The sequence below is a fragment of the Mucilaginibacter sp. BGA-UO-ETr-C110 genome (assembly GCF_059567985.1).
Window position 1 is genome coordinate 189,425 of the sequence record NZ_JCAQPB010000001.1, and the last position, 25,545, is coordinate 214,969.

The following is a 25,545-nucleotide window of genomic DNA, read 5'->3' on the forward strand; positions in this document are numbered from 1 at the left end:
TATACACCTAAAGGTTAGTTATGCGATGAATCCTTTTCTAACTTGGATAATGCTTCTTTTGCTTCCTTGTTATCGGGCTTCAGCATTATAGCTCTTTTATAAATCAATACTGCTTCGGTCTTTTTGCCTGCTTTATTTAGTGCTTTGCCATAGCTGTTGTACATTTCGGGATTAGTAGGGTTTAATAATAAATTAACCTTAAAGGCTTCCAAAGCTTTATCAGTATAAGAATCATTAAGCAATTCGTTGGCAATGAAATCCATTTCATGAGCACTATACCTATAATGAACTGTATCGGCTTGCATTTGAATTAAACGGCTTGCTGCAACATCACTACCAGATTCAAACAGGATTTTGGCGTATTTATCTGCAACGGATATTTTGACCCTTTCTTGAGGAGTATTATCTAAAATACTGATCGCGTTTGATGCGGTTATAAAATTGCTACCACTTTGAGCATTATCTAATATAATTACAGTCTGTTTCTTAGTCAAATTTCGTATAAATATGCTCCTTAACCCCTGTATAGCTCCGGTATGTAAAACAATTTTTTCAGACGGTTTGACCTTTAATATAAACCATCCTAAGCCGTATGAAACCCCACCACCCGCAACAACCTCTTGCTTGTTGTTTAATATTGTTGGTTTAAATGCTTCGTCCAGTATTTTGGTATTTACAAGCTTGTTATTATACAAAGCCTGGTCAAACTTTAACAGATCGGTTGTTGTACTGATCACATTTCCTTGTCCCCAGAATATAGTGTAATTCTTATATATGTTAGCAAATTCAGGAATGGAATCTGCCAGTTTCAAATGGGGGTAATAATGTTTCGGATACAGATAGCGAAGGGTGACGTTGCTTTTTTGTAATAGCTGTGGACTGCTCAGATAGGTGTCAGTCATGCCTGCCGGAGTAAAAATGTACTTTTTAAGATAGGCATCAAATGGCATGTTTGATGTTTTTTCAACCAATAATGCCAGTAAATTATAGTTAATATTTGAATAACTATATTGGTCGCCAGGTTTAAAAGCCAAAGGTTTAGGGTATTGTTGTAAAGCTGGTATGATGTCGTGATAACCAAATTTTTTTTGTGGCTGTACCTTTAAAACTGTGTCAAAAACATCTTCCATATCCCTTGGTAAGCCAGAAGTGTGTGCAAGTAAATTCTTGATAGTAACATCACCGTATGGGAAATTTGGAAAGTATTTTTTGTAAGGTTCATCTAATTTAATCTTCTTTTTTTGAACTAATTGCAAAACAGCCGTAGAGGTAATAGTTTTTGAAACCGAGGCCAGAAAAAAAGCCGAATGATCAGTATTTAATATCTTATTCGCCACATCTGCATAACCAAAAGATTTTTTATATATCACATTGCCATGATCAGCCACCAATACATTGCCATTTATTTGTCCTGCAGTAAATTGACCATTAAATAGGCTATCTAATCTTTTTGAGAGGTCTTGCGCGTTTGCATAACTATAAACGCCAGTTATCAGGATAAGGAAAAGGAGTTTTTTCATAGCATTAATAAGACTTATTTTATCATATTAACGTGACAAGAATTGATTGATAAATTTAATTCCGAATCACTTAACATTATCATAACATTAATGGTGTTGAAATTAACATTTAGGTAATATTGTGGAAATATCTTTGCGGTATAAAACCTGCATAAGATGTTAAAAGCCCCTATTGTTATAGTTGTAGTCTTTGTATTATTAACAGCATGCTTATTTCGTGCTCATGCCCAGGATTCCAAAGTAGGAACTTGGGGAATTGCCACAGTAGTACTCCCTGGCGATAGCAGCCATAAATGGGGTGGCTACTCCGAATTGCAGATACGTACAAACGGGCCGCTGAGCCAGTTTCAGTACTATGAAGCCAAGGCCGGCGTAAGCTATGACATCAACAAAGATTTTACAGCGTTATTGGGTACGGGTACTTACCATACTTATGATTATGCCGATCTGGGCAGCGGCCCCAATACCAACGAATTCAGGTTGTGGGAGCAAATGACGGTTAACCAGTTTCTGTACCGCCTTAAATTTGAACATCGCTATCGTATAGAGCAGCGCTGGGTTAATGGCGATTACCGTAACCGTTTCCGGTACCGGTTAAACATGTTCATCCCATTGAATAATACCAAGATCGTAGCTAAAACATGGTTCCTGTCGGTTTTTGACGAGGTGTTTTTTAATAATAAAGCCCCCAACTTTGAACGTAACCGTATATCAGCGGCATTGGGTTATCAGTTTGACAAATCATGGATAGCGCAGGCCGGTTGGATCAATCAGCGTAATTATACAGCTACACAAAGCAGCGGTAAAAATAATATAATGCTCATGCTGATGTACCGCATCAGTCGCAAGGGGGCCGGTCAGCAAGAGCATGTACCTACAACAACTGATTAATTAAGAATCAAGATATTAGAGTCAAGAGTCAAGAAAACCCGATCTGAGCTCTTGATTCTAATATCTTGATTCTTAATTCCAATATCTTAACTCTTTTTTGTGATTTCCTGAATTTGCTGTTAACTTAGCCCGCGGTTTACAAATTACAAATATCTGACAATAAACTATGAGCTTAATAATTGACGTACACGCCCGCCAGATCTTAGATTCGCGCGGTAACCCCACTGTGGAGGTAGAAGTTTTAACCGAGAACGGCGCTTTAGGTCGTGCTGCTGTACCATCTGGTGCATCAACCGGTGCACACGAAGCTGTTGAACTTCGCGATAACGATAAATCAAAATACATGGGTAAGGGCGTTTTAAAAGCCGTTGCCAACGTAAATGACATCATTGCGCCTGAATTAAAAGGCATAGATGTTTTTGAACAAAACGCTATCGACGCCATCATGATCGAGATCGACGGTACCGAAAATAAAGGCAAGCTTGGTGCTAACGCTATCTTAGGTGTTTCTTTAGCCGTTGCTAAAGCAGCAGCTCAGGAAAGCCGTCAGCCTTTATACCGCTACATTGGTGGTGTGAACGCTAATACTTTACCTATCCCAATGATGAACATCATCAATGGTGGTTCACACTCTGATGCGCCTATCGCGTTCCAGGAATTTATGATCATGCCGGTTGGTGCGCCATCTTTTTCTGAAGCATTGCGTTGGGGTACCGAAGTATTCCATAACCTGAAAAAGATCCTGCATGACCGTGGTCTTTCTACCGCTGTTGGTGACGAAGGTGGTTTCGCGCCAACCTTTGATAGCACCGAAGATGCTGTTGAAACCGTTTTAAAAGCTATTGAAAAAGCAGGTTATAAACCAGGCGAAGACATTTTCCTGGCGTTTGACTGCGCCGCATCTGAGTTTTACAAAGATGGTAAATACGATTACACCAAATTTGAAGGCGAAAAAGGTGCCATCCGCACCAGCGCTGAGCAGGTAGAATATTTGGCCGAATTAGCGTCTAAATACCCAGTAATCTCCATTGAAGACGGTATGCACGAAGATGATTGGGCTGGCTGGAAATTATTAACCGAAAAATTGGGCGCTAAAGTACAATTAGTTGGCGACGATTTGTTTGTAACCAACACTACCCGTTTACAAAGAGGCATCACCGAAGGCATTGCTAACTCTATCCTGGTAAAAGTAAACCAGATAGGTTCATTGACCGAAACTATCAACGCGGTAAGTTTAGCTCAAACTAATGGTTACACCTCTGTAATGAGTCACCGTTCTGGCGAAACTGAAGATGCAACCATCGCCGATCTTGCCGTAGCCTTAAATTGCGGTCAGATCAAAACCGGTTCGGCTTCACGTTCAGACAGGATCGCGAAATATAACCAGTTATTACGCATTGAAGAAGAATTGGGCAGCAATGCAAAATTCATCGGTAAGAATTTCAAATTCTACAAAAAATAATTCAACTCATAAAAGAGCCATCTGCCTAAAAACAGGTGGCTCTTTTTAATTGGTATAGATGGGAAAGAACAAACAGCCGGAATGGTTAAAACGGGAAATACAGTACTTTAATAAGGCCGACGAATCCTTAGCCGGCGAAGCTGAGCTTGCGCCTGTTGAACTGTCTATCCTGCAAAATTATTTTGAGGCTGATGCCGACGATCCCATATTTGATACCTACCAGTTGGAACCTGTCGACGCTACTTTTTTGAAACCATACACCACCCTGGAATTTGATTTTGAAAAGTATGATTACTGGCTGGCAGCCTATACCAACAACTGGGAGCAAACCAAACGCGACAAAGGTTTTATGGGCCAGTATCCGCTGCCGAAGCAATAAGCCCCGAATAATTTAACCATACCAGTCACGTTAATTACCATACACACATACAACTATATTAATGAACAAGAAATGGGTTTTGAGAGGCCTGGTAATACTATTGATCCTGGTTGCTGATATCGGTTTAGACAGAATCACTAAAAATTATATACGCCATAATTTCCGTTATTACGAAGAGATATTACCCTTCAAGAATAATCTTCATTACCTCATTACCCGGGTTGAAAATACGGGTGCTTTTTTAAGCCTGGGCGATTCGCTGGGTAACCCCTGGCGGTTTATGCTGCTTACGCTGATGCCGGCGGCTGTGCTGTTATTTGGCCTCACTTACATCATTATAAAAACCAATCTGCATAAACTAACCGTGCTGGGTATTATCCTGGTATTGGCCGGTGGTATGGGTAACCTTTATGACCGCTGGGTTTATGGCAGTGTAACCGATTTTATGCTTATCAAATATCCCTGGTTTAAAACAGGCGTGTTCAATGTGGCCGATGTTTCTATCATGATTGGAGTGGGCCTGTTGCTGATCCAATCGTTTTTAAATGACAGGGATTCCAAAAATAAAAAGTCCGAAAATAACCCCGAAAAAGTAGCGGTTTAATTTAACCCGCAGGCTACCTAAAAACTTCTTAAACCTTAAATTTTAACAATTTTTTAGTCGAAACAAGGTAAAAAGACTCAATAATTACCCGTTTTAACAGAATTTTAACGCCATTTTAACACTTTTTAACAAATTTTTGATGTGTTTTGAAAGGTTTAAAAAGTATTAAATAGCTGATATTCAAATAACTAAGTACAAAACAGTCGATTTTTGAGCCCTTTTGTACCTTAACCAAACAGCCCGAATTTCCTTTTTTCGGAAACCCGGGCTGCTCTATATACAAATATACGAAAATAACAGGTAGCATTAAAATCGGCGGCTACAAATAGGGTTGAAATTGGCATAGCTGCACATCTGCAATAAAAAGCGTATCTTTGCAAAAAAGATTACATAATCGCTTACGGTTTTGATCACCGAAACTCTTCAGACCCGCTTATGCTTTGGCGATAGCACATACACATTACAATCATTACATGTCATTCGAAAATTTAAATTTAATTGAGCCCTTATTAAAGGCTTTAAAAACAGAGGGATATACCTCACCAACCCCTATACAGGCGCAAGCTATACCTATTGTATTGCAACGACGCGACCTTTTAGGTTGCGCCCAAACCGGTACCGGTAAAACCGCCGCCTTCGCGTTGCCTATTTTACAATTGTTACATCAGGATAGGATACAGCATAAAGAACAAAAAACCATCAAGGCCCTTATATTGACACCAACCCGTGAGCTGGCCATCCAAATTGCCGAAAGCTTTACCGCTTATGGTAAACATACCGGCTTAAAAAACCTGGTTATTTTTGGCGGCGTATCACAAAACCCACAGGTTGATGCCTTAAGACGCGGTGTGGATATCCTGATAGCTACTCCTGGTCGTTTGCTCGACCTGGTAAATCAGCGCTATGTACACCTGGAGCATGTAAAAATGTTGATCCTGGATGAAGCCGACCGTATGCTGGATATGGGCTTTGTGCATGATGTTAAAAAGATCATCACCAAAATACCTGCTAAAAGGCAAACCCTGTTCTTTTCGGCTACCATGCCTAAAGAGATTCAGCAACTGGCTGACAGCATCCTGTCTGATCCTGAAAGAATAGAAGTTACCCCGGTATCGTCAACTGCCGATACTATACAACAGTCGCTTTTTTATGTAGATAAAAACGATAAAAAATCATTGCTGATCCATATCCTGAAGGATAAAAATATTAAAACCGCGTTGGTATTTACCCGTACCAAACATGGTGCGGATAAGGTGGTGAAAGACCTGGTACGCGCCGGTATTACTGCCGAAGCTATCCACGGTAATAAATCACAAAACGCGCGTCAGCGGGCCCTTAGCAATTTCAAAAATCGCACAACACGTGTACTGATAGCTACTGACATTGCTGCCCGTGGTATTGATATTGACGAGTTGACCCACGTGATCAACTACGAGATCCCTAATATTCCCGAAACCTATGTACACCGTATTGGCCGTACCGGTCGCGCGGGAGCAAGTGGTATCGCGCTTTCTTTTTGCGATGAGGATGAAATAGAATTTTTAAAGGATATCCATAAGCTGATAGCCAAAGATATCCCTGTTGAAGAAGGGCACCCTTATCCGCTTAGTCCGGTGGCTATAGCCGCAGGCATGGGCGCTAAAAAGGGAACGGCTAATGCCAATTTACGTAACGGCTCATCAGGTGGTCGTAGCGGCGGTGGTAACAATAAACGTCGTGGTGGCAATGGCGGCGGCGGCAATCGTTCGGGTGGTGGTAACCGTTCAGGCGGTGGTAACAGCCGCGGTGGTAGTAAACCAGGCGGCGGAAGCGGCATGAGCGGAGCCAGTCGCTCATCAGGCGGAAACAGGCATTAAACCTCTCCCAACCCTCTCCAAAGGAGAGGGCTTTAAAGAAATATACAAAAATAAAACAAAACCTGCCTCCCTCTCCTTTGGAGAAGGTCGGGGTGAGGTTGTTAATAAGTTAATAAGCATATTTGTACCTCTACATTTTTTTAAATAGCTTTAAATGAAATTTATAGAGCCCATATCCATGAAACGCCTCATTAACCTGGTAAAGAATAAGTTTTTTCTGGTTACTATGGCTTTTTTAGTGTGGATGATATTCTTCGACAAAAACGATCTGTTTTCACAGTACGAATATCGTCGCCAGGTAAATAAGCTAAAGGAAGAACGCGACTTTTATAAAAAAGAGACCGACCAGGTAAACAAAGAACTGGACGAGCTAACCTCGAACCCTCAAAAACTCGAAAAATTTGCCCGCGAAAAATACCTCATGAAAAAAGACAATGAGGATGTTTATGTGATCGTGCACGAGAAAAAGGAAAAATAGAATCAAGAGATAAGAATCAGGAATTAAGATATAAAAGCGATGGGTTTACTCATCGCTTTTTTTGTGGTGGAAAAACAAGGTCTTCATATCCCCATTAAAAAAGTATTTTTTTCAACCACGTCATTGCGAGGTACGAAGCAATCTCTATGCTATACAGAGTAAAGAGGTATTCATAATAGACCTGCCTATGTAGAGATTGCTTCGTACCTCGCAATGACACATTTTATATTTCTTATTTACCGTCATACCGCTTCCACAGCCACATGCTTTTTACTGTGTTTCCAGCGATGCAATAGTTTATCCCTAACCCTCAGTGATGGTTTCTCAATAACGTATCTTAGTATCAGGGCACACGCGATGGTGGCAAATAGGCAGCAAAGCATCATGAGGTTGCTGTTTTTGTCGATGCCGGTTTTTTGGAGCAGGTTTTGGGTAAGGTGGATCACCAGCTTGTGCGAAAGATAGATGCTGTAAGACAAAGTAGCCAATTGAGCGGTAATGGCCGACTGGCGACGATACAGGAAATTGGATGGACAAACGATGGCTGCCAAAATCAATCCGTACCCCAGCGAAATCAGGGGGAAAACCAAGATAGTGCTGGTTAGGCTATTGTCGGGTGAGCAAACAAAGTAAGCGGCTATTAAAATTACCAGGCCCAGCAGCATCAGGAGATGGTTATACTGGTTCACTATTTCTTTTACGCGCGGGTAAAAAGTGTAGGCGCCTGCAATACTTACACCGATAAGCAATCCGTCCAACCGGTTATAAGTAGGGTAGTAGATCACCTGGTGCCATATCGCCCCAAAATCATCTTCGGATAGGTGGGGCGCTACAAAATAGTGCCAGCCGGAATATCTGATCATAAAACCGGCAATAAACAACGTAGCCAGGATGTAGATGGCTTTTTTACCCGCTTTAAAATGGTTGAGCAGCCAAAAGGTTAAAGGCAGTATTAAATAAAACTGTTCCTCTACGCATAACGACCATGCATGGGTAAAGGTTCCGGTGGTTTTCAGATCCAAGCCAAAATTGAGGGTAAAGGTGAAGTATTTCCAGAGCGGGGCCATGTGCTCCCGCTCGCGCAGGAATGGAATGGCGGTATATAATAGCAGCACCACCAGGTAGGGGGGAATGATCCGAAAAAAACGCTTGGCAAAAAACTCGCGCATATCGATAGTCTTGCCATTTTTGATAGTATTAAAAAGCTGCCCGGCTATCAAAAATCCGCTTAAAACAAAAAACAGGTCGACGCCAGTCCAGCCAAAGCCTCCTACTTTAGATACCCAGGCCGGATGCCCGAAAAGCTGGTAATGAAACAGCAAAACATAGGTAATGGCCAATGCCCGTAAATGGTCTAAACCCAATAATTTATGTTTATCGGATATGCTGGCTGTGGTATTGTCTGACATGAAATTTGATCGGGGAATTTATGCCGTAATTTATCGAAATAAAAGGCAAAATAATACAGGATGTTTCTTATTATATAATAAGTTTGTCATTTCGAACGAGGTACGAGGAGAAATCTTCTTCGACATGCAATTGGGACTTTGTACATAGCAGAAGATTTCTCTTTCGCACCATGCTCATACCCGCCCATGCTCTATCGAAATGACATCGTTTTTGTAAAAGTCATTTTTCCAAACATCGATCACAAACATCATAAACAATCTTATTTCTTGATTCTAATCCCTTGCCTCTCCTCGCTAAACTTCACCCTCACGTTTCCGTAAAAACCATTCAGCGGATAGTAACAGGAGTATCAGTATGAATATCCATTTTACATCGATGATGTCGCTGTAGTGCTTGTCTTCGTAGACAACGGTTTTGATGTTGTCGTTTTTGCGGATGAGCTCGGCCAGTTGATTGAGTTGATTAGGGTATAACATTTGGCCGCCGCTTTGTTTGGCTATGGTGTTGATTATCTGATGATTGGCGGCACTTTGGCGGGTTTCCAGGTTAAGTGATTTTACGGTTAATTGTCCGCTGGCGCTAAAGCGTTGGGTGCCGTTCTGGGTGCCTGCATTGTAGCTGTATTCGCCAATGGGCAGCGTACCCGCATCCAGTTGGTAGCTTTGCCCGCTGCGGCTGAACAGGAAACTATAGTTTTTGCCCGCCTGGTTCTTGAGCTCAATCCGGACATCGGGGGTATTGATCAGTTCCAGGGCGTCGTTATATAGTTCGGCATTCAGGATCACATTTTCGCCTTCGTCAAAAACATTGCGGGCGGGGTATACCCTGAATCGCTGACGGTTGGCGTTGGCGGTTAGGTATTGTACAGTTTGGCTCAATAGTTCGTCGGTAGCATTGCGGTTACCATAATTTTGATATTCGGCCAGTTGCCAGCGCCACAGGCCCTCGCCGGTGAGTATAGCGGTACGGTGCCCGGCATCATCGGCAAAAGCCAGCAGGGGGTAGGTGGTAGCTACCGCGCCAATTTTTTGTTTTAACAGCACGGCGGTATTGGCAGCTGTGCCATAACTGCCAAAAGGCGCCAGGAGCGGAGGCATTATCGCTATTTTTTTGCGGGATGAATCAGATAGGGTAAAGGCTGAAAAGCCGGTTTCGGGCAGGGCCAGTACTTCCTGTGATTCGGAACGACCCGCGCTGATCTTGACGCTGTTTTGTTCGCCATTAAAGGCCTGTAGATCGGTCTGCGAGCCCAGTATATACCAAACGGGGATCTTACTTTTGGTGATAAAGTTTTTTAGCGGCGCGTATTCTCCCGCCGAGATCTGGTAAAGGATAACCAGGCTGTAATCGGCCAGTTTAATACCGGCAATATCCGCGAGCAGCACGGTTTTTACCTCGAAGTTTTTATTGGTTTCAATAGCCTGTTTAATAACGGTAATATCCGGGTGTGGACTGCGATATACCATCAATACTTTTTGCCGGGCATCCAACACATCCACGTAAATGGTTTCGGTATTGTTTTGGGTGGAGAGTTCGTTTTTAACCGGGGCAATGCTGATGCTGTACTTACGAAGGCCTTTTTTATCGGCGGTTAGTTTAATGGGGACGATCTTTTTAAAATCGGCAGAAGTAACCGGAATGGTTTGGGTAAATACCTGCCTTCCATCTTCGGTAACAGTTAGGTGCATGTTTTCGCCTTTGCTTTGGTAGGCAACACCCAAAACCTCTATTTCAAAATCGTTACCCAAAAAGGCAGTCTTGTTGTAATTAACGTTGCCAATGAGCAGGTCGCGTTTAGCAATGGTATCGCCCAGGGCAATAGTATAAATGCTGGTTTTGATGTTTTTGGCTTCGTACTGCGGATCGTTACCCTGGTTGTACAAACCGTCGGTGGCTAAAACCAGTGCGCCAATGTTTTGGTTTACAAAGCGGTTATTGAGTTGCTGCAAAGCCCCGGCGATATCAGTTTGCTTACCGCTGAATTTATCGGACAAGCCGTTACTCAGATCTTTACTGAAATTAAACTCCTGCACATCATATTTATCGCCCAGTTGCTGTTTGAGTTTAGCCAGGTCGTTTACAAATTGAGTGGAATTAAAACCGGCAGGTTTAAATGTATTGATGGAGGACGAATTGTCCTGCGCGATGAGCACCAAAGGTTTCTGCGGATCGTATTTAATGGTTTTTACCAGTGGCGAAACCAGCAGCATGGCGATAACAAACACAACCAGCGCACGGAGAACAGCTAACCACAACCTGAAATTTTTACCCAGGTTAACCGGTTGCCGGTATAATAGCCAGGCATATAATATACCCAGTATTAAACAAACAGGCACCCACCATCCGGAAACTGACCCCCAGGTTATTGAAAACATTTTTTATAGGTTGTATGAGTATTACGCAATACGTTTTACGCTCAGCTGCAAAATGCGAAATTATTGTGAAATGCGGGGAATAAAAAAAGCGTCATTGCGAGGTACGAAGCAATCTCTATGCTATACAGAGCAAACTTGGATAGTTGACCTGCTTATGTAGAGATTGCTTCGTACCTCGCAATGACGCTTTATGATTTGAGCTTTCTTAAATTCAGAACTTTCAACTACAACATTCCGCCGTCAACCGGGATCACTTGGCCGGTAATGTAGGTAGCCAGGTCTGATGCCAGGAAAACACAGGCATTGGCTACATCTTCGGGCTGGCCGGCACGTTTCAGCGGGATATCAGCTTCCCAGCCTGCAACCACTTTAGGGTCGAGCACGTCGGTCATTTCGGTTTTGATAAAGCCTGGTGCAACTACGTTTGTACGGATGTTACGTGAACCCAGTTCCTTAGCTACAGATTTGGAGAACCCAATGATGCCCGCTTTGGAAGCAGCATAATTGGCCTGCCCTGCATTACCCTGTACGCCAACAACCGAGCTCATATTGATGAACACACCATTACGGTTTTTCATCATAATCTTGGAGGCGGCTTTGGTCACGTTAAATATCGATTTCAGGTTTACGTTCAGCACCTCGTCCCAGTTCTCTTCGGTCATGCGCATCAGCAGACCATCTTTGGTAATACCGGCGTTGTTAACCACTATATGCAGGGTGCCAAAATCGGCAACAATATCATTGATGAGTTTTTCGGCTTCTTCAAATTTGGAAGCATCGGAACGATAACCTTTTACCTGGGTACCAAAACTTTGCAGCTCCTGCTCCAGCGCCTGGCCTTTTTCAACCGATGATAAATAGGTGAATGCCACGTTGGCACCGTGCTCCGCAAATTTCTCGGCTATTTTACGCCCTATACCTTTTGACGCGCCGGTAATAAGCGCTGTTTTTCCTTCTAATAATTTCATAAATTGAATATATGATTTCGGGCGGTGAAGTTAGTGGTTTTTTATTTTGGTTCATAGTTAATGGTTCATAGATCATAGTGGATAGTTCATAGGAGTAATTTGAACCAGTTGAATGATAATGTCCTTAGCTATGATCTATGAACCATTAACTATGAACTGTTTTTCCTTCAGAAAAAATTAATCAATTAACTAAATATCACTACCTTTGCGGCTCAAAAAATTACGTGTGCATGAGCCAGTCTGTTCAAATAAAAAACGCTTTAATTTCTGTTTACTACAAAGATAATTTAGAGCCTATTATCCTGGAGTTAAACCGCCTTGGTGTCGAGATCTATTCCACCGGTGGTACCGAAACTTTTATCCGTAATTTGGGTGTTAATGTGGTGCCTGTGGAGGACCTTACATCATACCCATCTATTTTAGGCGGACGTGTTAAAACCCTGCACCCTAAAGTGTTCGGTGGTATCCTCGCCCGCAGGAGCTTTGATGGCGACGGACAGCAACTGGCCCAGTATGAGATACCGGAGATCGACCTGGTAATTGTTGATCTTTACCCTTTTGAAGAAACCGTAAAATCAGGTGCAGCCGAAGAAGATGTGATCGAGAAAATCGATATCGGTGGTATTTCACTGATCCGCGCGGCAGCTAAAAACTTTAAAGATGTTGTGATCGTGGCCTCTAAAAATGATTACGGTACGCTGGAGGATATCCTGAAAACACAGGGCGGCGCAACCACGCTTAACCAACGCCGTTCATTCGCACAAAAAGCATTCAATATATCATCACATTACGATAGCGCTATTTTCCAATATTTTAACCAGGAAGATCCACTGCCGGTATTTAAACAAAGCATACAAAATAGTCAGGTTTTACGTTACGGCGAAAACCCTCATCAGGGTGGTGTATTTTACGGCGATCTGGATGCCATGTTCACCAAATTGCACGGTAAGGAATTATCCTACAACAACCTGGTTGACGTGGATGCAGCCGTCGCTCTTATCGACGAGTTTACCGAGCCAACCGTGGCGATATTGAAACATACCAATGCTTGCGGTATTGCCTCGCGCTCTTTTATTAAAGAAGCCTGGATCGATGCACTGGCTTGCGACCCGGTTTCGGCTTTTGGGGGTGTTATTATCGCTAATGATGAGATCGACGCGGATACGGCTACCGAGATCAGTAAAATATTTTATGAAGTACTGATAGCCCCGGCTTATACCGACGAGGCTGTACAAATATTACAGGGCAAAAAGAATCGTATCATTTTGGTTCGCCAACCGGTGGCCCTGGCAACCAAGCAGTTCAAAACTTTATTGAACGGCGTTATTGAGCAGGATAAGGACGCGGTTATTGAAGGCCCGGCCCAAATGACCCCGGTTACCAACAGAAAACCAACCGAGCACGAGTTGCACGATCTGTTCTTCGCCAACAAGGTGGTGAAACACACTAAGTCGAATACTATTGTATTTGCTAAAAATGGTCAGTTAATGGCTAGTGGTGTTGGTCAAACCTCGAGGGTTGATTCTTTAAAACAAGCGGTTATTAAAGCCGAAAGTTTTGGGTTTGATCTGCATGGAGCGGTAATGGCATCTGATGCCTTTTTCCCGTTCCCGGATTGTGCCGAGCTGGCTGCAGAAGCAGGTATAACAGCTATATTACAACCAGGCGGATCAATAAATGACAAGCTTTCTGTTGAAATGTGTAATGAAAAAAACATTTCGATGGTGACTACTGGTGTTCGTCATTTTAAACATTAAAATTTTAAGTTGACCGGGCTTACTGGGTTTGATGAAGTGTGGAGGATTGGAAATAAGGAGCGATTTTATAACCCCGAAAGCCCGATTAACATAATTTAACATAACCGACCTGTCCAAACAATAAATATGAAATTTATACGCTCTTAATTGCAACTATGTGATTTTTTTAAGCGTATTTTTATAAACTTTACAGATTATTTGAAAGAAGCAACAGATGGGTTTATTTAACTTTTTTACACAAGAAATAGCTATCGATTTGGGTACTGCTAATACCCTCATTATACATAACGACAAAGTTGTTGTTGACGAACCTTCTATCGTGGCGTTCGACAGAACAACTAATAAAGTAATTGCCATTGGCAGGCAGGCCATGCAAATGGAAGGTAAAACGCACGATAACATCCGCACGGTACGCCCGTTGAAGGATGGTGTAATTGCCGACTTTAACGCCGCAGAGCACATGATACGTGGTATGATCAAGATGATCAACCAGGGCAAGGGCTGGTTCTTCCCTTCGCTGCGTATGGTGATCTGTATCCCATCAGGTATTACCGAGGTAGAGAAACGCGCCGTGCGTGACTCGGCCGAGATTGCAGGCGCCAAGGAAGTTTACCTGATACATGAGCCTATGGCAGCTGCTGTTGGGATCGGTATCGATGTGGAAGAGCCTATGGGTAACATGATCATTGATATCGGTGGTGGTACTACCGAGATCGCGGTTATCGCTTTATCAGGTATTGTTTGTGATCAGTCCATCCGCGTAGCAGGAGATAACTTTGACTCAGACATTGTACAATACATCCGCCGTCAGCACAACATCATGATCGGTGACCGTACTGCCGAGAAGATCAAAATTGAAGTTGGTGCCGCGTTACCGGAACTGGCCGATCCACCAAGCGATTTTGCTGTTCAGGGCCGCGACCTGATGACCGGTGTTCCAAAGCAGATCATGGTATCCTATACCGAAATTGCACACTGCCTGGATAAATCTATCTCCAAGATAGAGGAAGCGATATTGAAAGCATTGGAAATTACCCCGCCCGAGCTATCAGCCGATATTTATCAAACAGGTATTTATTTAACTGGTGGCGGTGCTTTGTTACGTGGTTTGGATAAACGTGTAGCAGCAAAAACAAAACTACCGGTTCACGTTGCCGAAGATCCGCTGCGTGCTGTAGTTCGCGGAACAGGAACCGCACTTAAAAACATAGGAAATTTTAAATTTTTAATGCAATAATTTAGATGTGAGATATTAGATTTGAGACATTCGGTGTTTTTAATCTCAAATCTCAAATCTCATATCTCAAATCTAATTCAAGCCAATGCGTAACCTCTTGATATTTATCACTAAGTATAACGCGTTTTTTCTATTCCTGATTTTTGAGATAAGCTCGCTGCTTATTTATATCAAATACAATTCTTTTCAGAAAGCTACTTTTATTAACTCAACCAACAGGGTTACAGGTACTTTATATAGCCAGGTTAGTGAGCTTAATGGGTACTTATCATTAAAAAATGTAAATGATAGCTTGGCACGTGAAAATGCCAGTCTTCGTGGACAGCTTAAATCTGCTTTTTATATTGATTCTGTTGAGAAGCGTAAAGTGGCCGATACTGTTTATAAGCAACAATACACTTATATTGTAGCCAGGGTTATCAATAACTCTACTAACAAACGCAGCAACTATATCACCATCAATAGGGGTAGTAAAGAAGGTATAGCCAAGGATATGGGGGTTATTTGCAGCTCGGGCGTAGTCGGGATGGTAGTTGATGTATCGGAGCATCTGGCTATTGTACAGTCGGTTTTAAACAAAAATACCCGCTTTAGTGCTATGCTGGCCAATAATAAAGAGATCGGCTCATTTATATGGGGCGCTGATCTTGACCCTAAAAAGGGATTGTTAACAGATATTCAGAACGATGCGCAACCAAAATTGGGCGAGCAGGTAGTTACTTCTGGTTACTCGCTTTTTCCTACAGGTATCCCATTTGGTAAAATAACAAACCTGCATGCCAAAGGCGGCGGGTTACTGCTTAATGTGGATGTAACCCTTGCCGTTGATTTTAGCAAGTTGGAATATGTATACGTGGTAAATAACAAATTTGCGCAGGAGCAAACGGGACTGGAGGCCGGGCAGAAAAAAAATGAGTAGAGCTATTTTAGTCAATGCCATACGGTTTTTGGTGCTGGTTTTTATGCAGGTTTTTTTGCTGAAAAATATTACGTTCTATAACCTGTCGACCCCGTACTTTTATATCTTGTTTATTTTGCTGCTTCCGTTTGAGGTGCCTAATATATTGCTGTTCGTACTATCGTTTTTATTAGGATTAACCATTGATGCTTTTTACGATACGCCAGGTCTTCACGCGGCCGCGTGTGTAGTGCTGGCGCTGGTGCGTATCCTGTTTATCAGTATCACCGTACAAAAAGATGGGTTTGATAATGAACCCGAACCAACCTTGAGTATTATGGGCTTCCGGTGGTTTTTTACCTATGCCCTGGTGCTTACCCTCTTTCATCATTTCTTTCTGCTGAATTTGGAGGTTTTTAGTTTTTCTGAAATACAATACACACTAAGTCGTGTTGTATTGAGTTCAATATTTACTGTATTTTTAATGCTTATTTCAGGATTACTATTTTTCAGAAGGAAAGAACGTAAATGAACAAGTTTTTTGAGCGTCGCTACGTTGTAACAGGTATTTTTCTGGTAATTATGATCACGCTTTTGGGTAGGCTTTACTATATCCAGATAGTTGATGACCGCTATACACTATACGCCAACAGTAATGTAAGGCGTACGCAGATACAGTATCCTTCGCGCGGCCCTATCCTTGACCGCAATGGTAAGATCCTGGTTCAGAATGTACCTATTTACGATATCACCGTTAATCCCAAAGAGGTAAAATCCTTTGACACACTGAAATTTTGCAAATTAGTAGGGATTGATAAGGAAGGTTTTGACAAACGCCTGCTCAAAGCCATTAAGTACTCGCCCAATAAAGAATCGATATTTGAAAAACAGCTTCCTTTTGAGTTATATGCATCTTTTCAGGAAAAATTGAACGAATTTCCAGGATTTTACGTACAGCCGCGTACCGTACGGACTTATCCCGACTCGACCGCCGCACAATTTTTAGGTTTTATTGGCGAGGTGCAGGATCGCGATATTAAGCGCTCTAACGGCTATTACCGCCAGGGTGATTATATTGGTGTTACCGGTGTCGAAAAATCCTATGAGGGGGTTTTACGGGGCCAGCGTGGGGTAAAGATCCAGATGGTTGATTCGCGCGGCATTCCAAAAGGCTCTTTTGCCAATGGGGCTTTTGATACGCTGGCCCGCGCCGGCGACCGGCTTACTTCATCACTCGATATCAACCTGCAAAAGCTGGGCGAAAAACTCATGGAAAACAAGTTGGGCAGTATCGTAGCCATTGAACCGTCAACAGGCGAAATACTTTGTTATGTGAGCAGTCCTACCTATGATCCAAACCTGATGGTTGGCCGTGAACGTGGTAACAACGCCTCCAAATTATATAACGATCCCTACAAGCCATTTTTTATCAGGCCAATACAAGCTTATTATCCGCCGGGATCATCGTTTAAACCATTAAGCGCTTTGGTTGCTTTGCAGGAGGGTTTGATAACGCCTCAAACTACTTATAACTGTCCTGGCTATTATATGGCCGGTAACGTAAGGGTAAAGTGTACACACGTACATGGTGTGGTAAATTTAAGTAACGCTATTGCAGGTTCATGTAATGGGTTTTTTGATATGGTTTTTGAAAAACTAATGAATGTCAGGGGCCCCCGGAACACAACTCCATCATTTGTTGACTGGCGTAATAAGGTAAACAAATTTGGCCTGGGCGCAAAGCTTGGTGTTGATATACCAAACGAAGGTCGCGGCAACGTACCTACCGCTTTGCACTACGATAATATCTATCATCCTGGCAGGTGGCGCTCAAGCACCATTATATCGCTGGCTATCGGGCAGGGCGAGTTAGAAGCTACTCCCATGCAATTAGCCAATATTGAATGTACAATTGCCAATCATGGTTTCTTTTACAAACCACATTTAATAAAGGGCATTGGTGATAAGGATGTAATAAAAAGCGAGTACACGCAAAAGAATTATGTGGGTATCGACCCGCAATATTTTGAACCTGTTATTAATGGGATGCAGAACGTGGTTGAAGGTAACAACGGTTATGCAACCGCCCGTCGTTCGCGGATACCAGGTATTATCATGTGCGGTAAAACTGGTACGGCGCAAAATCCGCATGGTAAAAACCACTCGCTTTTTGTAGCCTACGCCCCAAGGGAAAACCCAAAGATAGCTATTGCCGTAGTAGTTGAAAACTCTGGTGATGGCGGTAACTATGCCGCGCCGATTGCCAGCTTTATTGTAGAGAAGTATTTGAAAGGGGTAATTACCCAGCGCGAATCGGGTATTACGGTTAATGAGTTTGCCAACATGAATCTGCTGCCCGACCTGGCCCTTTACCAGCACGATTTGCAAAGGGAGCGGAGAAGGGATAGCATCCGGGCCGTAAAAGCCGACTCCATTAAAAAGTTCAAGGCCGATTCAATGAAAAAGGCGGCTCAGCTTAAATCAGCAAAAAATAATAAACCAGGTAGCTGGGGCAATCTTTTTGCAGGAAGGGGTACAGGTAAGTAGCGTGAATAATAACCACAACCAGCGTAGTTTCTTTTTTAATGTTGATTGGGTAACCGTATTTCTTTACCTGTTACTTTGCACCATTGGCTGGTTTAATATTCATGCTGCTGTATTTGATGAAAAGCATTCGAGTCTTATTGATGCGTCAACCAACTATGGTAAGCAGTTCATCTATATCAACGTATCCATTATAGTGGCCATTGTTATACTGTTGCTGGAGAGCCGGTTTTTAACCGCGCTGGCACCTGCATTTTATGGCATAACGGTGTTGCTGTTGATATTGGTATTGGTTGTGGGCCGAAACGTTGGTGGTAACCAGGCCTGGATAAATATGGGTGGCGGGTTCCGGCTGCAACCATCAGAATTTGCCAAATTTTCAACGTGTTTGCTGTTGGCGCGTTACCTGAGTTCGGTTAATATTAAAGTTACGGAACTGAAATCGTTCCTGATAGCCGCGGCTATTATCGGTTTCCCGATGTTACTGATCATGCTACAACCAGATACCGGATCAACCCTGGTTTTTTGCTCTCTTATTTTTGTGCTTTACCGGGAGGGTTTGTCGCCATACTTTTTGGTGATTAGTGGTTTGCTTATTGTGCTTTTTGTGGTTTCACTTTTGTATAATCCATTGTATGTTATTCTGGTATTGGTGGTATTAACCGCGCTGATCATATTCTTATTCAGACGGCAGCGTAAACTTATTTTTACTGTGCTGGTAGGGTTGGCCATATCGGTCGCTTTTATTTTTAGTGTTAAGTTTATTTATTCACACGTTTTAAAGCCTCACCAAACCGAACGTATCAATATATTGCTGGGCATCACTACCGACTTAAAAGGTAAGGGGTATAACGTGAATCAGTCAAAAATAGCTATTGGCTCGGGTAAGTTGTGGGGTAAGGGTTATTTACATGGCACGCAAACCAAATATTCCTTTGTCCCCGAACAAAGTACCGACTTTATTTTTTGCACCATAGGCGAGGAGTGGGGCTTTGCAGGATCGGTTGTAGTCATAGGGCTTTACTTGTTTTTAATATTACGGGTGATCTACCTGGCCGAAAGGCAGCGATCGCCCTTCTCCCGGATCTACGCTTATGGCGTGGCATCGGTATTGTTTTTTCACGTGGTTATCAACATCGGCATGACTATAGGAGTAGTGCCGGTAATTGGTATTCCATTGCCATTTATTAGTTATGGTGGTTCTTCTTTGCTCAGCTTTACCATACTGCTTTTCATCCTCGTTAAGCTTGATTCCAACCGGATGGGGATCGTTTAATTTCTTCTGAAGATTAGACGCTAATACCCTGATTATGTATCATGTATGATTTAACTTATTAATACATTGTTATATTAATATTAATTATTTAATACTAATATGGTGAATATTAATTACAGAATGGTTAAATATTTGTGTAGTTAATAATTAAATTATTAATCTTTTAATTAAATTGTTGAGTTGTTAACAATTGTGTTAATTATAGATTACTTTTCTTGAAAATTCCTCATCAAACCCATATTTTGACAATTTATTTATTAAATAGGCCCTGGAATTAATCCGGAAACTGTTGTATAGTAAAATGAATGAATTGAATATGACCCTAAAAAAGCATGTTTTTGGTCTAAAAAGCATGTTTTTATAGCGTTTTAACCTATTTTTAAGCCTTTTTTTCTTTCCAAAGCTGTGTCAGCAAAAGAGGACTCATTTAAGTATTTATTGTTATATATTATATTTGTTTTAAGCGTTTGGCCGAACGGAGGCGTATCCTGAAAAGCCTATAATAGAGTAAGGGGACAAAACAATAAGTAACACTATTATGAAAAATTTAGAATTAAAAGAACTTGGTGTTCAAGAAATGAACGCTAATGAAATGACTAACGTTAACGGTGGTGGTCCATTAAGCGACATACTGGTTAACACTTTATTTGTGGCTTTGGGCGGTGTAAGCATTTTGGTAAACAACACAGTTAGCTTTGTTGGTTACACTGTAAATTCGCTTTTAAGCTTCATTAAAAGCTAATTAGTTTTATTTAAAACTATTTCCCAAAAACAATTTCGCGATTTATGTTTAGATGGGGCGTTTAGCACGGCTTATCTTATTGGTTGCGATTCTAATTAATTTATGGCATTGCCATTATTGGCCGGCCAGACGGGCGAATCCTGAAAAGCCTTAACAGAGTAAGGGGTTATTGAACAAAAAATACTATTATGAAAAATTTAGAATTAAAAGAACTTGGCGTTCAAGAAATGAATGCTACTGAAATGACTAACGTTAATGGTGGTTTATTAGGTATCAGCATTGACCTGGGCCCACTTTTCGCTCAACTTAATAAAACATTAACTGAAGTTGTGTCATTTGTTACTACTCAAGTTAAGATCGTTGGTGCTATTCTTGGAGCATTATAATACAAACCTTTTAAATAGCCGTTGCCCAGGTTGGGTTAACGGCTATTTATTCCTATCGCACGTAACAAATCCTATTCCTCAAATTCACATAAATGGCGGATCCCGAAAAGCCATGAACAGAGTAGGGAAAATTTTTTAAAACTACCCTTATGAAAAATTTAGAGTTAAAAGAACTTGGAGTTCAGGAAATGAATGTTGCCGAAATGACCAATGTAAATGGAGGCAGTGTAATTGGAGGTATCATCAATGCTGTTCAAGCACTTGTGGATGGTCTTCAGGCAAATGTAAACCTGGATGGGATCATTCAGGACTTTAAAACCTTTTTTACTACTCTTAAAGGTTTGCTACACGGATAACCGTTGCTTAAATTGAGCTAAACGGCTATTTCCCTACATTATATTTAAACTTAGATTATTCCCAAAACTTTATATACATGGCGTACCCTGAAAAGCCTTTAACAGAGTAAGGAAAATGATTAAAAATTCAATTATGAAAAATTTAGAGTTAAAAGAACTTGGCGTTCAGGAAATGAATACTGCTGAAATGACCAAAGTTAACGGTGGCGGCTTAGGCGACATCTCAATCAGCCTTAACCTTGAGCCTGTTTTGAAATTTTTAGCAGGTGTATTAACTGATACCGGTACACTCCTTACTAAAACGTTGGGCTCTCTGTTCCAGTTACTTCAAGGTGGCTTGTAAGAAAAATATGCAATAGCCGTTATTCCTGATTTTTGAGGATGCCGGCTATCTGTTTTTTAAAGGGGCCTGTTTAACCGACTCAATTGTGTAAATCAAAATAAACACTCACAATTATGAAAAATTTAAAATTAAAAGAGCTTGGTGTTCAGGAAATGGATACTAACGAAATGATTAATGTTAACGGTGGCGATGGTGGCCTTTTAGATAGTTTGCTTGGCCCTTTGCTTTTAGGACTTGTTCCTATTTTAAATTCGGTTATAGAGGCTTTAAAAGCAATATTAAAGTAGCCTTTATTCCTTCTTTTAGGGATGTCGGCTATTCGTTTTTCAATTTAAAAGGGTCAACTTAATTTGGCCCATTTGCGTAAAAATCAAATAAACACTCACAATTATGAAAAATTTAGAATTAAAAGAACTTGGTGTTCAGGAAATGGATGCTAACGAAATGATCAATGTTAACGGAGGTTATGGCTTAGGTGATTTGCTTGGCGCCGTTTTTACCGCTTTAGGCTCTATTTTAGATGCTGTTGTTAAATTGGTTCAAGGTTTATAAAACATAGAATAGTCGTTGTCGTGAATTTTCAGGATAACGACTATTTTAGTATGTTAACAAAAGCATGGCATTATTTAACTATTCTACGGAAACAATTGCTGAAACATCTATCGTTTACCGTTCACAGATCAGCAGGCGAACCCAGCTTATCTATGTGGTTACGGTGATGGCGATATTAGTAACTTTTGCACTGCTTCCATTCATTAAAACCCCTATCAGCATAAAAGGTAACGGGCTTTTACAATCATCTATCGAAAAAGCAGAATTAACCATTCCGGTTAATGGGCGACTCACAAGACTTAAACTTACCGACAATCAAAAAATTACCCGGGGCGATACCATTTTAGTGATAGATGCCTCAGTTCAGAAACAACAAGGCGCTTTGGCCGATAATCGTAAAAGACAGATAGGTCAGTTTTTAGGAGATATCAACGAGCTATTGGCCGGTGTGAATAACGAAAGAACACGCACCCCTAATTTACAAACCGGGCAATACAACGCTTCATGGCAGCAATTTGCGCAGGAGCTGCAAAATTCGGCTATTGCCAAACAACAGGCGGCAAGCACATTTAACCGCTATAACGAATTGTATAAAAACAAAGTACTCACCGAATCTGAGTACGAGAAGTATAAATTTGAATATGATCAGGCCAAATCTGCCTATTTAATGATACTGGCTAAATATAAAACACAATGGCAAACCGAAGCCAATGGATTCAGGAATGAACTACGGCAGCTAAATGGACAAGAGGCTGAATTAAACGAACAAAAAAGACAATATATGCTGAGGGCACCCATAAGCGGCTCAGTTCAAAATATATCAGGCGTACAAAACGGCGCGTATGTATTTGCGAATCAAAAGATCGGAGAAATATCGCCCGATGCTAATTTAACCGCCTTTTGTTATATCAAACCCTCAGATATCGGGTTGATCAAAAAAGGACAGCAAGTACGTTTCCAGGTGGATGCCTTTAATTATAACCAATGGGGCCTGGTAACAGGTAAGGTGGTTGATATTTCTGATGATATCATCATTGTAAACCAAAACCAACCTGTATTTAAAGTAAAATGTACCCTTGATAAAAATTACCTCACCTTAAAGAACGGTTATAAAGGGTATTTAAAAAAGGGAATGAATTTTACGGCCCGTTTTAACGTAACCAAACGGAGCCTGTATCAATTATTGTACGATAAGGTAGATGATTGGGTAAATCCTAATATAGGCAGTTAATCCAGATAGCAATGAGCATTAAAATAAAACAGCGGGATATCACGGATTGCGGGGCAGCTTGTTTAGCTTCTGTAGCATCACACTATAAGCTTGATCTTGCGGTTGCCCGTATCAGGCAGCTTGCAGGTACTGATAAAAAAGGAACCAATGTATTGGGCATGGTTGAGGCCGCTCAGAAATTAGGATTTGAAGCCAAAGGCGTAAAAGGACCTTTTGAAAGCCTGTTCAAAATACCCAAACCTGCCATTGCGCACCTGGTGGTAAAAGAGATTTTGCACCACTATGTAGTGATATATAAGGTTACGGATAAATTCATTGAGGTGATGGACCCGATTGACGGGCAACTAAGCCGCAGGACTCACGATGAATTTAAAAAAGAATGGTCAGGAACGCTGATACTATTGTTGCCATCTGAAGAATTTGAGACTGGTAACGAAAAGAAATCAGTAAACGGCCGTTTCTGGACGCTGATCAAACCGCATAAAAGCATTTTAATACAAGCCCTGTTTGGTGCTGTTATTTATACCATTTTAGGTTTATCAACTTCGGTTTTTGTACAAAAGCTGGTTGACTTTGTATTGGTTGACGGCAATCGCAACCTGCTCAATATTATGGGCATTGGTATGGTGATCATTTTGGCATTGCAGCTTTTTATAGGTACAGCCAAAACCATATTTACCCTTAAAACCGGGCAAATGATTGATGCCAAGCTCATATTGGGGTATTACAAACATTTGCTTAGGTTACCACAGCAGTTTTTTGATACCATGCGCGTTGGTGAGATCATTTCACGTATCAATGACGCAGTAAAGATCCGTACGTTTTTAAATGATGTAAGCATTAACTTTTTGGTAAACATATTTATCGTGGTGTTCTCGTTCATCATGATGTTTACCTATTATTGGAAACTGGCACTCATCATGCTTAGCGTTATCCCTTTATATCTGCTTATATATTATGTAACAGATAAACTCAATAAAAAGGCACAGCGTAAACTGATGGAGGATGCCGCCGAGCTGGAATCACAACTGGTAGAAAGCTTGAACTCGGTTGGAACCATTAAGCGCTTTGGTTTGGAAGATCATGCAGATGAGAAAACAGAAGTACGTTTTGTTAAACTGCTGAAGGTGGGCATGAAGTCAAACCTGAACGCCGTTTTTTCAGGTACCTCGTCTGAGTTGATATCCCGTTTATTAACCATTGCCTTACTTTGGGTAGGTGCCGGTTATGTGATGGATAATAACATAACCCCGGGCGAACTTTTATCATTTTATACCCTGATCGGTTATTTTACCGGTCCGGTATCCTCATTGATCGGGATGAACAGAACCGTACAGGATGCTGTAATAGCGGCCGACAGGTTGTTTGAGATCATGGACCTGGAGCGAGAAAACGATGAAAACCAGATCGAGCTTAGTCCTGATAAAATTGGTGATATTCGTTTTGAAAATGTTTCCTTCCGTTATGGAACAAGGGTAGCTGTTTTTGATGATCTGAACCTAATCATCCCTAAAGGGAAATTTACGGCTATCGTGGGCGAAAGCGGTTCGGGCAAATCAACCCTCATGTCCATATTGCAAAACATATATCCTATACAGGGTGGCAATGTACGTATAGGCGAGTATGATCTTAAATACATCAAAAATTCATCTCTTCGTCAAATGATATCGGTGGTTCCGCAACAAATCGATTTGTTTGCCGGTAATGTAATTGATAACATAGCCGTTGGCGATAATGAGCCAGATATGAAAAAGATCATCGACATATCGGCTAAATTGGGTATAACCGGCTTTATAGAATCGTTACCCAAAGGCTTCCAGACTTACCTGGGCGAGAACGGAACTTCACTGTCTGGTGGACAAAGGCAACGCATCGCCATCGCCAGGGCATTATATCGCGACCCCGAGATCCTGATATTGGACGAAGCTACGTCTTCGCTTGATTCTGTGTCTGAAAAATACGTGCAAAAGATGATCGAAATGCTAAAAGATGATCAAAAAACGGTAATTGTTATTACGCACCGTTCAAGCACCTTAAATAATGCCGATAACATCATTGTGTTGGATAAAGGCGTTGTTGTGGAGCAAGGCAGCCACAAAAAATTAAATTACAGTTTGAGCTAAAAGCCGAAGGCTTAAAGCGAAAAGCCAGCTCAATGAAAAAAACGCGTCATTGCGAGCGATAGCGTGGCAATTCCTAACTTTACGGGCGGCTCTGCTAATCGGGGATTGCCACGCTATCGCTCGCAATGACGGTTTTCTATAAAACAAGAAAAGCCCC

At 41.5% G+C, this 25,545-nt stretch carries 24 protein-coding genes; 20 read left to right on the top strand and 4 right to left on the bottom strand.

The annotated features are described in order from the left end of the window. Window positions 1–14 precede the first annotated feature (14 nt). Window positions 15–1,520 (bottom strand): serine hydrolase, encoded by a 1,506-nt coding sequence (locus tag AC57BQ_RS00905; protein WP_496404487.1) that lies wholly within the window; start codon window positions 1,518–1,520, stop codon window positions 15–17. 156 nt (window positions 1,521–1,676) lie between these two features. On the opposite strand from AC57BQ_RS00905, the gene AC57BQ_RS00910 reads away from it, so the two are divergent. From AC57BQ_RS00910 to AC57BQ_RS00935, 6 genes are all read left to right on the top strand, one after another. After that, window positions 1,677–2,411 (top strand): DUF2490 domain-containing protein, encoded by a 735-nt coding sequence (locus tag AC57BQ_RS00910; protein WP_496404488.1) that lies wholly within the window; start codon window positions 1,677–1,679, stop codon window positions 2,409–2,411. A 166-nt stretch (window positions 2,412–2,577) separates the two neighbouring features. Then, complete coding sequence (eno, locus tag AC57BQ_RS00915) at window positions 2,578–3,873, top strand: phosphopyruvate hydratase (RefSeq protein ID WP_090462949.1); 1,296 nt, start codon at window positions 2,578–2,580, stop codon at window positions 3,871–3,873. A gap of 58 nt (window positions 3,874–3,931) precedes the next feature. Continuing rightward, a complete protein-coding gene (locus AC57BQ_RS00920) occupies window positions 3,932–4,252 on the top strand; it encodes a DUF7683 domain-containing protein (protein WP_496404489.1) in 321 nt (106 codons plus the stop codon). Window positions 4,253–4,313: 61 nt separating this feature from the next. Continuing rightward, entirely contained in the window at window positions 4,314–4,856 is a 543-nt protein-coding gene (gene lspA / locus AC57BQ_RS00925) for a signal peptidase II (protein WP_496404490.1), read from the top strand. 473 nt (window positions 4,857–5,329) lie between these two features. Continuing rightward, on the top strand, window positions 5,330–6,712 hold the full coding sequence (locus AC57BQ_RS00930; RefSeq protein ID WP_496404491.1) for a DEAD/DEAH box helicase: 1,383 nt from the start codon (window positions 5,330–5,332) through the stop codon (window positions 6,710–6,712). Between the two features lie 154 nt (window positions 6,713–6,866). Beyond that, complete coding sequence (locus AC57BQ_RS00935) at window positions 6,867–7,190, top strand: FtsB family cell division protein (RefSeq protein ID WP_369829165.1); 324 nt, start codon at window positions 6,867–6,869, stop codon at window positions 7,188–7,190. A gap of 242 nt (window positions 7,191–7,432) precedes the next feature. On the opposite strand, the gene AC57BQ_RS00940 is transcribed toward AC57BQ_RS00935, so the two are convergent. The 3 genes from AC57BQ_RS00940 to fabG all read right to left on the bottom strand — a co-directional run bounded on the left by AC57BQ_RS00940 (window position 7,433) and on the right by fabG (window position 11,943). After that, on the bottom strand, window positions 7,433–8,599 hold the full coding sequence (locus tag AC57BQ_RS00940) for an acyltransferase family protein (protein ID WP_496404492.1): 1,167 nt from the start codon (window positions 8,597–8,599) through the stop codon (window positions 7,433–7,435). 294 nt (window positions 8,600–8,893) lie between these two features. Beyond that, window positions 8,894–10,975 (bottom strand): hypothetical protein, encoded by a 2,082-nt coding sequence (locus AC57BQ_RS00945; RefSeq protein ID WP_496404493.1) that lies wholly within the window; start codon window positions 10,973–10,975, stop codon window positions 8,894–8,896. A 224-nt stretch (window positions 10,976–11,199) separates the two neighbouring features. After that, window positions 11,200–11,943: a 3-oxoacyl-[acyl-carrier-protein] reductase gene (fabG, locus tag AC57BQ_RS00950; RefSeq protein ID WP_496404494.1), complete on the bottom strand. Its 744-nt coding sequence runs from the start codon at window positions 11,941–11,943 to the stop codon at window positions 11,200–11,202. Window positions 11,944–12,173: 230 nt separating this feature from the next. Between fabG and purH the strand changes: the two genes are divergently transcribed. The 14 genes from purH (at window position 12,174) to AC57BQ_RS01020 (ending at window position 25,388) form a co-directional block, all read left to right on the top strand. Continuing rightward, entirely contained in the window at window positions 12,174–13,700 is a 1,527-nt protein-coding gene (gene purH, locus AC57BQ_RS00955; RefSeq protein ID WP_496404495.1) for a bifunctional phosphoribosylaminoimidazolecarboxamide formyltransferase/IMP cyclohydrolase, read from the top strand. A gap of 214 nt (window positions 13,701–13,914) precedes the next feature. Further along, a complete protein-coding gene (locus AC57BQ_RS00960) occupies window positions 13,915–14,937 on the top strand; it encodes a rod shape-determining protein (protein WP_076378059.1) in 1,023 nt (340 codons plus the stop codon). Window positions 14,938–15,022: 85 nt separating this feature from the next. After that, window positions 15,023–15,856, top strand: a complete 834-nt coding sequence (mreC, locus tag AC57BQ_RS00965; protein ID WP_496404496.1) for a rod shape-determining protein MreC — start codon at window positions 15,023–15,025, stop codon at window positions 15,854–15,856. After that, window positions 15,849–16,367 (top strand): rod shape-determining protein MreD, encoded by a 519-nt coding sequence (locus tag AC57BQ_RS00970; RefSeq protein ID WP_090462986.1) that lies wholly within the window; start codon window positions 15,849–15,851, stop codon window positions 16,365–16,367. The genes mreC and AC57BQ_RS00970 overlap by 8 nt, the downstream gene beginning before the upstream one ends. Then, entirely contained in the window at window positions 16,364–18,382 is a 2,019-nt protein-coding gene (gene mrdA, locus AC57BQ_RS00975) for a penicillin-binding protein 2 (RefSeq protein ID WP_496404497.1), read from the top strand. Before AC57BQ_RS00970 ends, mrdA begins: the two co-directional genes overlap by 4 nt. 1 nt (window position 18,383) lies before the next feature. Then, window positions 18,384–19,655 (top strand): rod shape-determining protein RodA, encoded by a 1,272-nt coding sequence (gene rodA / locus AC57BQ_RS00980; protein ID WP_496404498.1) that lies wholly within the window; start codon window positions 18,384–18,386, stop codon window positions 19,653–19,655. Window positions 19,656–20,193: 538 nt separating this feature from the next. Further along, window positions 20,194–20,397, top strand: a complete 204-nt coding sequence (locus AC57BQ_RS00985) for a hypothetical protein (RefSeq protein ID WP_143013790.1) — start codon at window positions 20,194–20,196, stop codon at window positions 20,395–20,397. A 188-nt stretch (window positions 20,398–20,585) separates the two neighbouring features. Continuing rightward, on the top strand, window positions 20,586–20,783 hold the full coding sequence (locus tag AC57BQ_RS00990) for a hypothetical protein (RefSeq protein ID WP_076378047.1): 198 nt from the start codon (window positions 20,586–20,588) through the stop codon (window positions 20,781–20,783). Between the two features lie 149 nt (window positions 20,784–20,932). Then, window positions 20,933–21,139 carry a hypothetical protein gene (locus AC57BQ_RS00995; RefSeq protein ID WP_496404499.1) on the top strand — a complete coding sequence of 69 codons (207 nt, stop codon included), beginning with the start codon at window positions 20,933–20,935 and terminating at the stop codon, window positions 21,137–21,139. A gap of 133 nt (window positions 21,140–21,272) precedes the next feature. Further along, a complete protein-coding gene (locus tag AC57BQ_RS01000; RefSeq protein ID WP_090465648.1) occupies window positions 21,273–21,482 on the top strand; it encodes a hypothetical protein in 210 nt (69 codons plus the stop codon). Window positions 21,483–21,595: 113 nt separating this feature from the next. Then, window positions 21,596–21,769 (top strand): hypothetical protein, encoded by a 174-nt coding sequence (locus AC57BQ_RS01005; protein WP_176851901.1) that lies wholly within the window; start codon window positions 21,596–21,598, stop codon window positions 21,767–21,769. A 103-nt stretch (window positions 21,770–21,872) separates the two neighbouring features. Then, entirely contained in the window at window positions 21,873–22,034 is a 162-nt protein-coding gene (locus AC57BQ_RS01010) for a hypothetical protein (protein WP_166095710.1), read from the top strand. A 64-nt stretch (window positions 22,035–22,098) separates the two neighbouring features. Next, window positions 22,099–23,265 (top strand): HlyD family secretion protein, encoded by a 1,167-nt coding sequence (locus AC57BQ_RS01015; RefSeq protein WP_496404500.1) that lies wholly within the window; start codon window positions 22,099–22,101, stop codon window positions 23,263–23,265. An 11-nt stretch (window positions 23,266–23,276) separates the two neighbouring features. Further along, a complete protein-coding gene (locus tag AC57BQ_RS01020) occupies window positions 23,277–25,388 on the top strand; it encodes a peptidase domain-containing ABC transporter (RefSeq protein ID WP_496404501.1) in 2,112 nt (703 codons plus the stop codon). The last annotated feature ends 157 nt before the right edge of the window (window positions 25,389–25,545 follow it).

Coding starts and splice junctions, on each gene's coding strand:
- AC57BQ_RS00960 (WP_076378059.1), top strand. CDS start 13,915: ATGGGTTTATTTAACTTTTTTACACAAGAAATAGCTATCGATTTGGGT.
- mrdA (WP_496404497.1), top strand. CDS start 16,364: ATGAACAAGTTTTTTGAGCGTCGCTACGTTGTAACAGGTATTTTTCTG.
- lspA (WP_496404490.1), top strand. CDS start 4,314: ATGAACAAGAAATGGGTTTTGAGAGGCCTGGTAATACTATTGATCCTG.
- AC57BQ_RS00930 (WP_496404491.1), top strand. CDS start 5,330: ATGTCATTCGAAAATTTAAATTTAATTGAGCCCTTATTAAAGGCTTTA.
- AC57BQ_RS00970 (WP_090462986.1), top strand. CDS start 15,849: ATGAGTAGAGCTATTTTAGTCAATGCCATACGGTTTTTGGTGCTGGTT.
- purH (WP_496404495.1), top strand. CDS start 12,174: ATGAGCCAGTCTGTTCAAATAAAAAACGCTTTAATTTCTGTTTACTAC.
- AC57BQ_RS00905 (WP_496404487.1), bottom strand. CDS start 1,520: ATGAAAAAACTCCTTTTCCTTATCCTGATAACTGGCGTTTATAGTTAT.
- mreC (WP_496404496.1), top strand. CDS start 15,023: ATGCGTAACCTCTTGATATTTATCACTAAGTATAACGCGTTTTTTCTA.
- AC57BQ_RS00945 (WP_496404493.1), bottom strand. CDS start 10,975: ATGTTTTCAATAACCTGGGGGTCAGTTTCCGGATGGTGGGTGCCTGTT.
- AC57BQ_RS00985 (WP_143013790.1), top strand. CDS start 20,194: ATGAAAAATTTAGAATTAAAAGAACTTGGTGTTCAAGAAATGAACGCT.
- AC57BQ_RS00910 (WP_496404488.1), top strand. CDS start 1,677: ATGTTAAAAGCCCCTATTGTTATAGTTGTAGTCTTTGTATTATTAACA.
- AC57BQ_RS01020 (WP_496404501.1), top strand. CDS start 23,277: ATGAGCATTAAAATAAAACAGCGGGATATCACGGATTGCGGGGCAGCT.
- AC57BQ_RS00940 (WP_496404492.1), bottom strand. CDS start 8,599: ATGTCAGACAATACCACAGCCAGCATATCCGATAAACATAAATTATTG.
- fabG (WP_496404494.1), bottom strand. CDS start 11,943: ATGAAATTATTAGAAGGAAAAACAGCGCTTATTACCGGCGCGTCAAAA.
- AC57BQ_RS01010 (WP_166095710.1), top strand. CDS start 21,873: ATGAAAAATTTAGAATTAAAAGAACTTGGTGTTCAGGAAATGGATGCT.
- AC57BQ_RS00920 (WP_496404489.1), top strand. CDS start 3,932: ATGGGAAAGAACAAACAGCCGGAATGGTTAAAACGGGAAATACAGTAC.
- AC57BQ_RS00935 (WP_369829165.1), top strand. CDS start 6,867: ATGAAATTTATAGAGCCCATATCCATGAAACGCCTCATTAACCTGGTA.
- AC57BQ_RS01005 (WP_176851901.1), top strand. CDS start 21,596: ATGAAAAATTTAAAATTAAAAGAGCTTGGTGTTCAGGAAATGGATACT.
- AC57BQ_RS00990 (WP_076378047.1), top strand. CDS start 20,586: ATGAAAAATTTAGAATTAAAAGAACTTGGCGTTCAAGAAATGAATGCT.
- eno (WP_090462949.1), top strand. CDS start 2,578: ATGAGCTTAATAATTGACGTACACGCCCGCCAGATCTTAGATTCGCGC.
- AC57BQ_RS01015 (WP_496404500.1), top strand. CDS start 22,099: ATGGCATTATTTAACTATTCTACGGAAACAATTGCTGAAACATCTATC.
- AC57BQ_RS01000 (WP_090465648.1), top strand. CDS start 21,273: ATGAAAAATTTAGAGTTAAAAGAACTTGGCGTTCAGGAAATGAATACT.
- AC57BQ_RS00995 (WP_496404499.1), top strand. CDS start 20,933: ATGAAAAATTTAGAGTTAAAAGAACTTGGAGTTCAGGAAATGAATGTT.